General features: G+C 67.1%; 12 protein-coding genes. 8 read left to right on the forward strand and 4 right to left on the reverse strand.

Annotation, left to right across the window (positions count from 1 at the left end; all coding sequences use genetic code 11):
* Positions 1 to 16 precede the first annotated feature (16 nt).
* Both ACLV74_RS06340 and ACLV74_RS06345 read left to right on the forward strand, forming a co-directional pair.
* Complete coding sequence (locus ACLV74_RS06340; RefSeq protein WP_411878519.1) at positions 17 to 748, forward strand: helix-turn-helix domain-containing protein; 732 nt, start codon at positions 17 to 19, stop codon at positions 746 to 748.
* Between the two features lie 255 nt (positions 749 to 1,003).
* Positions 1,004 to 2,161, forward strand: a complete 1,158-nt coding sequence (locus tag ACLV74_RS06345) for a hypothetical protein (protein WP_411878520.1) — start codon at positions 1,004 to 1,006, stop codon at positions 2,159 to 2,161.
* On the opposite strand, the gene ACLV74_RS06350 is transcribed toward ACLV74_RS06345, so the two are convergent.
* Positions 2,158 to 3,450, reverse strand: coding sequence for an FIST N-terminal domain-containing protein (locus ACLV74_RS06350; protein WP_411878521.1), 1,293 nt, complete (start codon positions 3,448 to 3,450; stop codon positions 2,158 to 2,160). The two genes, ACLV74_RS06345 and ACLV74_RS06350, sit on opposite strands and share 4 nt — an antisense overlap.
* A 49-nt stretch (positions 3,451 to 3,499) precedes the next feature.
* On the reverse strand, positions 3,500 to 4,369 hold the full coding sequence (locus ACLV74_RS06355) for a PhaM family polyhydroxyalkanoate granule multifunctional regulatory protein (protein ID WP_411878522.1): 870 nt from the start codon (positions 4,367 to 4,369) through the stop codon (positions 3,500 to 3,502).
* Between the two features lie 176 nt (positions 4,370 to 4,545).
* On the opposite strand from ACLV74_RS06355, the gene ACLV74_RS06360 reads away from it, so the two are divergent.
* On the forward strand, positions 4,546 to 5,151 hold the full coding sequence (locus tag ACLV74_RS06360; RefSeq protein ID WP_411878523.1) for a MarC family protein: 606 nt from the start codon (positions 4,546 to 4,548) through the stop codon (positions 5,149 to 5,151).
* A complete protein-coding gene (locus tag ACLV74_RS06365) occupies positions 5,148 to 6,314 on the forward strand; it encodes a toxin-antitoxin system YwqK family antitoxin (RefSeq protein ID WP_411878524.1) in 1,167 nt (388 codons plus the stop codon). Before ACLV74_RS06360 ends, ACLV74_RS06365 begins: the two co-directional genes overlap by 4 nt.
* 108 nt (positions 6,315 to 6,422) lie before the next feature.
* Here the strand turns inward: ACLV74_RS06365 and ACLV74_RS06370 are convergent, their stop codons facing one another.
* A complete protein-coding gene (locus ACLV74_RS06370; RefSeq protein WP_411878525.1) occupies positions 6,423 to 7,406 on the reverse strand; it encodes a fumarylacetoacetate hydrolase family protein in 984 nt (327 codons plus the stop codon).
* A gap of 143 nt (positions 7,407 to 7,549) precedes the next feature.
* Between ACLV74_RS06370 and ACLV74_RS06375 the strand changes: the two genes are divergently transcribed.
* The 3 genes from ACLV74_RS06375 (at position 7,550) to ACLV74_RS06385 (ending at position 9,939) form a co-directional block, all read left to right on the forward strand.
* Positions 7,550 to 8,389 carry an IclR family transcriptional regulator gene (locus ACLV74_RS06375; protein ID WP_411878526.1) on the forward strand — a complete coding sequence of 280 codons (840 nt, stop codon included), beginning with the start codon at positions 7,550 to 7,552 and terminating at the stop codon, positions 8,387 to 8,389.
* Positions 8,386 to 9,510: a DUF3108 domain-containing protein gene (locus tag ACLV74_RS06380; RefSeq protein WP_411878527.1), complete on the forward strand. Its 1,125-nt coding sequence runs from the start codon at positions 8,386 to 8,388 to the stop codon at positions 9,508 to 9,510. Before ACLV74_RS06375 ends, ACLV74_RS06380 begins: the two co-directional genes overlap by 4 nt.
* A gap of 147 nt (positions 9,511 to 9,657) precedes the next feature.
* Positions 9,658 to 9,939, forward strand: coding sequence for a DUF3567 domain-containing protein (locus tag ACLV74_RS06385; protein WP_411878528.1), 282 nt, complete (start codon positions 9,658 to 9,660; stop codon positions 9,937 to 9,939).
* A 242-nt stretch (positions 9,940 to 10,181) separates the two neighbouring features.
* Here ACLV74_RS06385 and ACLV74_RS06390 read toward each other — a convergent pair whose 3' ends face one another.
* Complete coding sequence (locus ACLV74_RS06390; protein WP_411878529.1) at positions 10,182 to 11,303, reverse strand: AbrB family transcriptional regulator; 1,122 nt, start codon at positions 11,301 to 11,303, stop codon at positions 10,182 to 10,184.
* Positions 11,304 to 11,403: 100 nt separating this feature from the next.
* Here ACLV74_RS06390 and ACLV74_RS06395 point away from each other — a divergent pair, with 100 nt between their 5' ends.
* Positions 11,404 to 12,210 (forward strand): ChaN family lipoprotein, encoded by an 807-nt coding sequence (locus tag ACLV74_RS06395; protein ID WP_411878555.1) that lies wholly within the window; start codon positions 11,404 to 11,406, stop codon positions 12,208 to 12,210.
* The last annotated feature ends 104 nt before the right edge of the window (positions 12,211 to 12,314 follow it).

Below are 12,314 nucleotides of genomic sequence, written 5' to 3' on the forward strand. Positions count from 1 at the left end.
TCCATAATCGATACCCATGAGCACCACCGCCGACCTCGTCACCGTCCTCAAAAAAGAACTCAAGGCCGCCCGCATGACCTATGCGGACCTGGCCGCCAAGCTGGGCATGGCCGAGTCCAGCGTCAAGCGCATGCTGGCCAAGGGCGACATGCCGCTGTCGCGCATAGACGCGATCTGCCGCGCGCTCAAGCTGGACTTTGCCGACCTCGCCAGGCGCATCGCCGATACGCAGCCGCTGCTGGCGGAGTTGACTGAAGCCCAGGAAAAAGCCGTGGTGGCCGACAAGAAGCTGCTGTTGACCGCCATCTGCGTGCTCTCGCAATGGACGCTGGAGCAGATCACCGGCAGCTACCGCCTTACAGAGGCCGAGTGCATCAAGTACCTGGCGCAGCTGGACCGCATCGGCATCATCGAACTCAAGCCGCTGAACCGCTACCGGCTCAAGCTCGCCAAGACTTTCCGCTGGCGCCCGCATGGCGCGGTGATGGACTACTTCCGCGAGAACGCCCTGCTGGACTATTTCTCCGGCGGCTTCGACGGCAACGGCGAAGGCCTGCTGTTGGTGCACGGCTCCATCAGCCGCGGCCTGGCCCCCTCCTTCCTGGAACGCATGCAACGTGTGGCCCAGGATTTTGCCCAGCAGCACCAGAGCGACCAGAAGCTGGGCGAGAAGGACCGCGAGGGCTACACCCTGCTGCTGGCCATGCGCAGCTGGGAGTTTGAAGCCTTTGCTGCATTGAGGAAGTAGCTTCCACGGTCGCTCACTTCGCGTAGCCTGCGGCATCTCCCTGCCCCTTTCATCACGAGAGGGGCCGCTGCGCCTGCGGTCTGGCAAAGCCAGTCCCGCGGCCCCTGCTGGCAAATGCATATGCGCAAAGTGACGCCACGTCCAATTGCATGCAATTACATTAGCAGGCTAAGTAAATATCGCGTTTACTGGTAATATTTAGCAAGGCAAAGTCGAAAATACGGCTCTATGCATGCAATTTCACCGAGAACCACGATGAACCCCAGTTCCACCTACGTCGGCCTGCCCGTCCCCGTGGCGGCCAACCTGACCGACACCAAATACTTTTTCCAGGCGCTGGACAACTTCTCGCGCGTGATGGCGATACGCCCGGGCGACCGGGTGCTGATGCTGGCCGACCCGTTGCTGGACCCGCGCGTGATCGACGCGGTGATCGGCATCGCCAAATCGCGCGGCGCCGAAGTGCGCATCTATATGGAGCCCAGCACGCAGGTGACGGCCGTGCCGGAAGAAGTGCACGCCATGCTCAAGAAGGCCACCTTTGTGGTGTCGACCTGGTTCTGCTCCATCCTGGACCCGCTGTGCATCAACCTGCGCCGCGCGGGGCAGCGCTGGGTCAAGATCACCTACTTCCGCAACCTTGACCTGCTGCACACGCCGCAGGCGCGCTTTCCGGTCGACGTCATCGGCGAGATCATCCGCGGCACGGCCGCGCGCTACCCGACCGAAGGCGACTTCGACCTGCGCTTTACCGACGCGCGCGGCAGCGACTTCCGCATCAGCTTCACGCAGGAAATGCGCGCCAACCAGCTGGCCACCAACCGCTGGCGCGGCCAGATGACGGCCGAGGAAGACGGCTGCTACGTGCATTACCTGCCGACGCACGGCCCCAACCTCTGGGACCATAACTCGGTCAAGAACGACTTCAAGGCCGTGGTGCCCATGGCCGGCGTGCTCTATCCGCAGTGGGCGGTCGGCTTTGCAAAACCCTTCGAGGAAAAAATCGCCGTGCGTTTTGAAGGCGACACGATTTCCTCGGTCGAGGGCATCTCGGAGGAAGCCGTGATCCTGCGCGAGATGCTGGTGGGCGGCCGCATGATCGAGGGCGGCGGCTGCGGTTTCAACCCCAAGGCGCCGCGCCACACGGTCTACCCGGCCGGCTCGAACGCGCCGGGCGCGCTGCACTTCGGCATCGACCTGGCCCAGCCCAGCGACTACATACGCCGCGTGATGCCCGACTGGGAGGAGCCGCCTGTGCACATGGACCTGATCACGCTGGACGGCACGGTCACCGCGGGCGAGCAGACCCTGATCAAGGACGGCTTTTTGTGCGCGCTGCGCGATCCCTCAGTGATCGCAATGGCCGCGCGTTATGGCGACCCTGTGGAATTGCTCGAAGCCCAGGTGCTTTAGGCCGGCGCAGTGAACACCGTCAGCACGCCGGTGTAACCATAAAGGTGGTGACGCGCGATCTCGCCGCCGGCGAAAAACCCGACCAGCGGCACATCGCCCAAAGCCCGCCGCACGATCTGCATCTCGGCGCTGGGCGCGCCGAAGTGCGGCCCGCCCCGCCCTGAGCAGCTCACGTAGATCGCGCCGGCAATGCGCCGCGCGGCATGCGGCGCCGATTCTGCGTCCGAAGCACTCAACGCACTGGCAACTTCCAGCGTGACCTCCTCGGGCTCCAGCTCTTCGCGGATTTCGGCGCAGACGCGGATCAGGTCGGCGCGCGCGGCTTCCATGTTGCGTTCGCAGAAAGCCAGCTTCATGCCCACGGCCGGCACCTCGGCAATCGCGATGCCGCGGCGCGCCGGGTCCAACCCGATCAAATGGCGCACCCGCACCTCGGCGCCGAACTGGCCCGCACGCCGGCCGGCGGCATGGGGCGCGCCGTCGTCTGGAATGTCGGCCGGCCGGCTAAGGCCGACCAGCGTGGTGCGCACCTTGGCCAGCGCCTCGCGCGGCTCGTCCAGCGACACGGCCAGGTCGGCCAGCATGACGTCGAGCGCGGGCTTGCCGTCAAGCTCCGTCACCACATTGGATTCGCAGGCCGTGATTTCATGGTCGGCCGACACCGGCCGGCAACCCTGGGTGATGCGCGACATCAGCGCCGCGCCGCGGCCGAAGGCCACGCCGCTCAGGCCGCCGCTGAACACGCCGCCCGCCGCGCCCTGGCCCTTGACGTTGCCGTGCCCGCTGAGCGCGAACTGCACGGTGCTGGAGCGGCTCGAAGCCAGGCCGCCGAACACATAACCGCTGTCGGTGCGCTCGGCCATTTCGGCGATCAGCTCGGCCACGTCGGGCGTGGCGGCATCGGCATGCACCAGCGCGGTGTGCGCCTTGAAGCGGCCGCTGCTGGCCGGCGGCAGCGGCGACACGCCGGAAAACACGCGGTACTGGTTGTGCGGCAACTCGCACAGCATCACGGTGAGGGCCGGCTCGTCAAAGTATTCGACGTTGTTCGACGCGATGCCCACGCCCACCGTGCCGCTCCAGTCGGTGACGTCGGGCAGTTCGGCGCTCAGGTGGTCGAGGATGTCCTGCGCGTGCGGCGCGTAATGGTCGGTGATGTACAGCAGCGCCAGCGTGGGCGACTTCGCATAACCGGGCAGCGCCAGGTAGGCGCGCAACTGCGCCAGCACCAGGCCGGCCGCCATCTGCCATTGCGGATGGGTGGCGTGGCCGTAGGGGAAAAGCTTCATGGGGTCCTGGTGAATTTCAGTGGGGGTTCAAGAAAGGTTCCAGCCTACCTCAACGTGCGGTTTTGCGCGCGGCCTTGCGGGCCGGAGCCTTGGGTTTCGCCTTGCTTGCGGGCTTGGCGGCGGGTTTGGCGGCGGTTTTTCCGGCCGGTGTGGGCCAGCCCTGGCTGCTGCGCAGCGCCGTGTTCATGGCCGCGCGCGCGCCGCCCGCCACGGTCTTGCCGGCGCTTTCGGCCATGTTGCGGGCCATGCCCGTGGCCATGCCGGTCGCGGTTTTCATCGCGTCCTTGGCGAGGCCCGTGGCCAGGCTCTTGGTCGTGTCCATCGCGGTCTTTTTGGCCGCTTCCTTCATGGCGTCCGTCGCGATCGCCTGGAACTGCTGGGTCAGCGCGCCCCACCACTGCATGGGGTCAACCACGCCGGCAGGCGCGGCGCCGGCCTTGGCCGCGGCAGGCGCTTTGGCCTTGCTGCCATTGGATTTGGCGGCAGGCTGGCTCGTGCCGAAGCTCGTGGGCGGCACTTCCAGCCCCGAAAACGTGCGGGCCTTGTCGGCCACGCGCTGCACGCCGCCGGCCACGCTGTCGGCGACCTTGAGCTTGAAGGCATTGGCCACGTCGCCCATGTTGAAGTTCATGCCCTTGAGCGTGGCCAGCGTCATCTTCTGCACTTCCAGCGCCTGGATGGTGGCCTTGAGCGCCATGGCGTTCTGGTCCAGCCAGAACTGCACGGCCTTGAGTTCCTCGATGCGCTTGTCGAGCTCCTCGACGTTGAGCGTGGGCGCCACCCAGCTGCCGAGGTTGGGCAGCTGCGGGATGCTTTGCGTGGCGCTGCCGGCCGCCTGCTTGGCCAGGTTCTGCAGGAAATCAAAGCCGGGCACCAGCTTGCCGAAGCCGGGGAAGGAAGGGTTGTCTGCGTCACTCATGGATGTCTCCTGGCTTTGTTTTGCATGATTGCATCGAAGGACAAGGCGGCGGGACGGCCCTGCGCGTGTCTTCATTGTGCAACGCTGGGGCGGCGCGTCAACCGGTTTTTGCTTGCTGCGTGCGGCCCCGCCACCCGAAGGCCCGCGCCGGCGCCAGGGACTGATAAGCTCGGCCCATGGCCTATACCTTTGCCTCCGCCACGGTGCTGCTGCTGCTGATCACCGACCCTTTCGGCAACATCCCGATTTTCGTGAATGCCCTCAAAGGCGTGGCGCCCGAGCGGCGCATGTGGGTCATCCTGCGCGAGGTGCTGATCGCCTTTTTGCTGCTGCTGGCTTTCATGTTCGTCGGCGACGGTTTCCTGCGGCTGATGAACCTCAGCGACCTGTCGCTGCAGATCGCCGGCGCCGTCGTGATGTTCCTGATCGCGCTGCGCATGATTTTCCCGTCGGACCAGCCCGAAACCGCGCCCATGATGGGCGAGCCGCTGATCGTGCCGCTGGCCATTCCGGCGCTGGCAGGCCCGTCGGCGCTGGCCACCGTGATGCTGCTGGTGTCGCAGGCGCCCGAGCGCAGGCTTGAATGGATCGCCGCGCTGTGCGTCACCATGGCCGTCTGCGCCGTGGTGCTGGTGCTGTCCGAACGCATCCAGCGCGTGGCGGGCGACCGCGTCATGATGGCCTTCGAGCGGCTCATGGGCCTGATCCTCGTGGCCATCTCCGTTGAAATGCTCCTGCGCGGCATACGGCTGTTCATCACCCAGACCGGAGCCGCCGCGTGAAAGCCGCGCACCGCGTCGCCCTGCTGTGCGCCTGCGTTCTGGCCCCGGCCTGGGCGTACGCGGTCCAGGACTGCGAACTCAACGGCGAAAGCGTCAACCCCAACCACGGCGGCACCACCGCCGGCAAGACCGGCATCATGCGCTGCAAGGACCGCGACTCGGGCCAGATGGCCCGCGAGCAGGAACTGCAGGGCGGCAAGTACATGGGCCTGGTGCGCTACTACAAGGACGGCAAGCTGCAGCGCGACTACAGCGTGAACGAGCGCGGCAACCAGCACGGCCGCGCGCGCGAATTCGCGCCCGACGGCCAGGTGCTGCGCGACAGCAGCTATGACAACGGCAACCTGACGGGCCTCTCGCGCAGTTTTTACGCCAACGGGCAGTTGCGGCGCATCACCTTTTATCAGTTGCGCGAGAGTTCCGGCGACGAGCAGGCCTATGCCGAATTCACCGAACGCGGCCAGTTGCAGGCCCTGCGCTGCGGCGACAAGGCCCTGCTGGCGCCGCCGGCCGACGACGCCCGCTGGTGCGGTTTTTCGGGCGGCGCCTCGCAGGTCGAGCTGTTCAACAGCCGGGGCGCGCTCAAGGGCCGCAGCAGCTACCTGGCCGGCAAGCGCATACGCCATGAAACGCTGGGCGAAAGCGGCCAACCCGATTACCAGGACGAGGTCGCGGCCAGCACGCGCACCGAGCGCCATTTCAACAGCGCCGGCGTCAAGCGCCGCGAGGTGCAGTGGCTGCTGGTCGACGGCAGGACATCCTTCAAGGAGCGCGAGCAGGACTTCGCCGACAGCGGCGCACCGACGCGCGACAGGCGCTGGTCGGCCGGCAAACCCGTCAGCGACCTGAGTTACTACCTCAACGGCCAGCCGCGCAGCAAAACCGAGTACGGCGGCGAAGGCGATGCGGTCTGGCAACAAACCACCGAGTATTTCGACAGCGGCAAGGTCGCCGCGACCGGCCGCTTCAGCGCCTCCAACCGCTACCGGCAGCTGCCGCTGGGCACGCACCAGCGCTTCAATGAGGCCGGCAGGGTGGTGGCGGAATCGAGCTACGACGACCGCGGGCGCATCACGCGCGAAAAAGCCTGGGATGACGAAGGCAAGCCGCTGCGCGACGATGCCGTCTTCGAGGACGGCTCGCGCAAGGCGTACTCCAGATAACACCCCCGTCCAGGCTCACTGCGTGTAGCCTGTTCCCCCCTCAAGGGGGCGGCGCCTGCGGCCCGGCAAAGCCGGTTCCGCGGCCCCTGCTGGTTATTCAGGGGTGGATCAGGCGTTCTCGACGATTTTCTGGTCGATGGCGCCAAATACCGAGAGGCCATCCTTGCCCTTGGCTTCGATGCGAATCGTGTCGCCGTATTTCATGAACTCCGTCTTGGGCTTGCCGTCCTCGATGGTTTCGATCGCGCGCTTTTCGGCGATGCAGCTGTAGCCGTGACTCCAGTCCTTGTTGCTGACGGTGCCCGAGCCGACGATGCTGCCGGCGCGCACGTTGCGGGTCTTGCAGATGTGGGCGATCAGCTGGCCGAAATGAAAGGTCATCTCGGGCCCGGCCTCGCACATGCCGACCTTGCGGCCGTTCCAGGTGCTTTGCAGGGTCAGGTGCAGGCGGCCCTTGTCCCAGGCCTCGCCCACTTCGTCGGGCGTCACCGCCACCGGGCTGAAGGCCGTGGCCGGTTTGCTCTGGAAGAAACCAAAGCCTTTCGCCAGCTCGTTGGGAATCAGGTTGCGCAAGGAAACATCGTTGACGAGCATCAGCAGGCGCACGCCTTCGAGCGCCTGCGCCGGCGTGGCGCCCATGCGCACGTCGCCCGTGATCACGGCGACTTCGGCTTCAAAGTCGATGCCGAAGTCCTCGCTGGGCACGACCACGTTGTCGCAGGGGCCTATGAAGTCGTCACTGCCGCCCTGGTACATCAGCGGGTCGGAATAAAAACTTTCGGGCACTTCGGCGTTGCGGGCCTTGCGCACCAGCTCCACATGGTTGATGAAGGCCGAGCCGTCGGCCCACTGGTAGGCGCGCGGCAGCGGCGCCATGCAGCGCGAGGGCTCAAAGGGGAAGGCGTGGCGCGCCTTGCCCTGGTTCAGGGTTTCATACAGGTCCTGCAACTGCGGCGACATGAAGTTCCAGTCGTCCAGCACCTGCTGCAGTTTGCCGGCGATGCCGGTCGCATAATGGGCCGTGGAAAGATCGCGCGACACCACAACGAGCTGGCCGTCGCGTGAAGAGTCTTTGTAGGTGGCAAGTTTCATCGAGATCCTGAGAGGTGGCTGTCGGTTTCGCTGGTTTCACTAAAGAGCTGATTGTGCCGTGGCCGGCGCAGGGGGCGGCCGGCCCCGCGTTACGATCCATGCATCCACAGCCCGACGGGTCACCCGAAATTCTAGACAAGCCCATGAAAGCCACCGCTTCCGCCCGCAACAGCACGGCGCCGCAGCGCGCGGGCATCCAGTCGGTCGAGGTCGGCTTCGCCCTGCTGGAGGTGCTGTCCGCCTCGCCCGGCCCGCTGATGCTGCGCGACCTGGCCGCCGCCGCCGGCATGAGTGCGGCCAAAGCCCATCGCTACCTCGTGAGCTTCCAGCGCCTGGAACTCGTGGTCCAGGACCCGGCCACCACGCTGTACGACCTCGGCCCCGCGGCGCTCAAGTTAGGGCTCGCTTCCCTCTCAAGGCTGGACAGCGTGAAGCTGGCCCGGCAGCGTTTACAGCCTTTGATGGCGCAGACAGGCCAGACCCTGGCCCTGGCCGTCTGGGGCAACCAGGGGCCCACGCTGGTGCACTGGGAAGAATCGCCGCGGACCGTGACGGTCAACCTGCGCCTGGGCGACGTGATGCCCTTGCTGTCTTCGGCCACCGGCCTGTGCTTCACGGCGTTCTCGTCCCCGCGCCTGGCGGCCGGCGCCAAACCGCAAGGCCGGCTGGCGCTGCTGCTCAAGGACGAACTGGCACGCAACCAGAAACTGGCGCGCCAGGACGTGCCCACGACGATGGCCGGCGTGGCCGATGTACTGGACGAAGTGCGCCGCCGCGGCATGGCGCGCGCGGTCAACACCCTGCTGCCCGGCGTGGCCGGCTTTTGCGCGCCGGTGTTTGATGCCGACGGCCACCTGGCCCTGGGCATGGTGGCACTGGGCTCGCTGGCCGCCTTCGACCCGGAGTGGGATGGCGCGGTGGCGCGGCCCCTGGCGGCGGCGGCGCGGCAACTTTCGCGTGACCTGGGCTTCGAACCGGCATGAACACCCTGGCGGCAGCGCCTGCTTCGCCCCTTGTGCCCGTCCACGTCGCGCCGCCCTGGCGCGCGCTGGCGCTGCTGGCCGTAGCGGTGCTGGCCGCCCACGCATTGCTGCTCCAGTCCGCCCCCGAACGCTTCGGCCCCGAGCGCAACCCGGCGCCCAAACCCGCCAAGGCTTTTGTCACGCGCAGCATCGCCCCCCCGCCGCCGGTGCAGCCCGCCGCACCGCCGCCCGTGGCAGTGCCCAAACCCAGGCCGGTGGCAAAACCTGCCGCGCCGCGTAAACCCCCGGTTGCCGCGCCCGAAACACCGCCGTCGGAAACCACCGACGCCATGGCGGCTTCCGCGCCCCAGCCTCCGGCGTCCGATGTCGCGCCCGAGGCGCCAGGCGATGCTGACCGCCTGCTCGCGGAGGCCGCCGCGGCTTCCGCGGCAAGCGCGCCTGCTTCGGCGCCGGCCGGCCCCGTCCAGACGCCTGTGATGGCCATGGCCCTGCCTGCCAGCGTCAAGCTGGACTACAAAATGACCGGCGGCTCCAAAGGCCTGACCTACCACGCGAACGCCGAACTGCGCTGGCAGAACGCGGGCGACAGCTACAACGTCCTGATGCGTGTGAGCGCCCTGTTTCTCGGCTCGCGCAGCATGGCCAGCACCGGCGCGCTCAGCGCGCAAGGCCTGGCGCCCACGCGCTTTTCCGACAAATCCAGGAGCGAAGTGGCCGCGCATTTCGAAGCCGACAAAAACCAGATCAGCTTCAGCGCCAACACGCCCACGCTGGCCTGGGTCCAGGGCGCGCAGGACCGGGTCAGCGTGTTTATCCAGCTGGGCGGCATGCTGGCGGGCAACCCGGCCGGCTTTCCCGTCGGCTCCACCATCTCGATGTACACCGTCGGGCCGCGCGATGCGGACACCTGGACTTTCCTGGTGGAGGCCGAGGAAAAGCTCACACTGCCCTTTGGCGAACTCGCGACCATCAAGCTCACACGCCAGCCGCGGCGCGAGTTCGACCAGAAGGTGGAGATCTGGTACGCACCCTCGCTGGGCTATCTGCCGGTGCGCAACAAGATCACCCAGGCCAACGGGGACTTTGTCGACCAGCAGCTCAGCGCACTGGGCAAGGACTGAGGCCGCGTTGTTATGCCGCACGCTGAAGCGGCCTGAACGTGCGCTTTTACACGCTGTAGCGCGTCTTTACCGAACTCTTGCATGCCGAATCCCCCCAGGACTTGAACTTGGCACCATCGTTGCTATCTGACGATAAAGGACCTCACCATGCAAATGCTTTACGACTCAGATTCTTTTGCCGTGGTTCAGATTCACGCGAATGCGCCGGAAGAATCTGCGCCCGCCCCCGCCGTTCCCGAACTGGCCCGCCACGGCTTTGAAATCGTGGACAAACGCTCGGGCAAAGAGGTCTACCTGGACGGCTCCTGGGCCGAGATGTTCCAGCAACGCCTGAGGGCCTGGGCGCAGAACACGCCCACGCAGGAAGAGATTGAGGACACGCTGGAAGGCTATAGCGGGCTGGCCAATACCCCGATGTCATTACATTGAGCCCCCACGCTTCTCACTGCGCCTTCGGCTTCGTGTAGTGCGCTGCCCCCCGAGGGGGCGTTGCGCCTGCGGCCCGGCAAAGCCGGTTCCGCGGCCCCGACTGGTGAAGATAGAGCCCCCACACTCGTCACTTCGTGTACTCGCTGCCCCCCCGAGGGGGCGCTGCGCCTGCGGCCCGGCAAAGCCGGTTCCGCGGCCCCTGCTGGCCTGAACAGCTCGCTTCGCATCGCCTCATTTTCTTCTCACTCAGCCGGTGGACTTTCTGCTCGCGCTGCTGAGCGCTTCTCGTAAATCCACCGGTACATGGGCTCAGCCACCAGCAGCACAGCCGCCAGCCGCGTGACGTGAAACGCAGTCACCACCGGCACCCCCAGTTGCAGCACCTTGGCCGTGATGGCCATTTCGGCGATGCCGCCGGGTGAGGTTCCCAGCAGCAGCGTGGCCCAGTGCAGGCTGGTGAACTGGGCCAGCGACCACGCAAAGCCCGCGCACAGCGCAATCATCCCCACCGTGGCCAGCGCCACCGATCCGAGCCAGCGCGGCGCCATGTGCACAAAGCCGCTGGTAAAGCGCACGCCCAGGCTGATGCCGATGACCAGTTGCGCGACATTGGTCATCCACTGCGGCAGGGCCGAGAGCGTCACGCCGCTGGCCGTCAGCAGCAGCGACACCACCAGCGCGCCTATGAACCAGGGGTTGGTGCGGTCCAGTTTCACCATGACCCAGCAGCCTATCCCCGTCAGCACGGCCAGCAGGGCCAGGCCGGGCAAGGCCACCACGCGCGCGCCGGGCAGGGTGGCGTCCAGCCCGTGCAGCCCCGCCCATTGAAAGCCGAAGGGAATCACCAGCGTGACCAGCAGCACGCGCAGGCTGTGCGCGGAAGCCACCAGGTCGGTCTGCGCGCCGTGGCGCTCGGCCATCAGCGTCATTTCGGACGCGGCGCCTATGGGCGCGGCGAAGTAGGTCGTGATGCGCGACAGGCCTTTCACATGGAAAGGCCCGGGTCCGTGGTGCACGCGGTAGAGCCAAGTGCCGAAGGCCAGCCCCAACGCGAGCGCCCAGACGATGTTCAGCGCAATCGCCCACCACAGCCCTGCCAGCAACCCGACCACCTGGGGCGTGAAATACAGCCCCAGCGCACAGCCGATCACCCATTGCCCGGTATTGCGCAGCGGCGTCCAGCTGGCAGTGGGGCCGCCCAGCATGGAGACCACGGCCGTGGTCATCAGCGGGCCGATCATCCACGGAAGGGGCGTGCGCAGCCAGAGGCACAGCGAGGCGGCGGCCCAGGCGAGCAGCAGCGTCAGGGCCACGCGCGCGGCAAAGGCGCGGGTCATGCGGGCGTACAGGGAAGGGGATGACATGGGAGAGCGGCGAAACAAAGCAGGCGGGAGGCGGTAGTATCCACCGATGCCCCATTTTCACACCCCTCGCCCTTTGGCATGCCTTCTCTGCGCCGCCGCGATGGCCTTGGCGGGCGGTTGTGCGGGCCGGCCTGAAGCGCCCATCCTGCAGGCGGCCGGCGGCAGCGCGGATGCGCAGACCTCGGCCCGGCTCGATGCCTTGCTGCCCGTCGACGTGCTGATCCTCGGCGAGCAGCACGACGCGGCGGCGCACCAGCAGCTGGAGCAGCAGGCCGTCGCCCTGCTGGCCGCGCGCGGTGCGCTGGCGGCGCTGGCCCTGGAGATGGCCGACACCGGGGCCAGCACCTCGGCGCTCAAGCCCAGCGCCACCGAGCAGCAGGTGCGCAACGCCTTGAACTGGAACGACAAGGGCTGGCCCTGGGCCGCCTACGGCCCCGCCGTGATGACGGCGGTGCGCGCCGGCGTGCCGGTGCTGGGCGCCAACCTGCCGCGCGCGCAGATGCCGGACCGCATGGCCGACCACCAACTCGACCTGCGCTTGCCGGGGCCGGCCCTGAAGGCGCAGCAGCAACTGATACGCGCCGGCCACTGCAACCTGCTGCCCGAAAGCCAGATCACGCCCATGACGCGCCTGCAGATCGCCAAGGACATCACCATGGCCAACACCTTGGCCCAGGCCGCGCTGCCCGGCAAGACCGTGCTGCTGCTGGCCGGCAGCGGCCATGCGGACCGCAACCTCGGTGTGCCGCAGCACTTGCCGGCGGACGTGAAGGCCAAGGCCGTGCGCCTGCGCGCTGGAGGCACCACCAACGGCGAGAAGGCCGACGCGTTCGATGCCGTGTGGGAAACGCCCGCGCTGCCCGAAAAAGACTACTGCGAAGGCCTGGACAAAAAGCTGGCGAAATAGGCCCCCACGCTCCCCCACTGCGTGTGGGTCGCTGCCCCCCGAGGGGGCCGCCCGCCTGCGGCCCGGCAAAGCCGGTTCCGCGGCTCAAGCTGGTGAAGAGCCCT

The sequence above is a fragment of the Polaromonas sp. YR568 genome (assembly GCF_943369415.1).
Classification (GTDB): Bacteria; Pseudomonadota; Gammaproteobacteria; order Burkholderiales; family Burkholderiaceae_C; genus Polaromonas.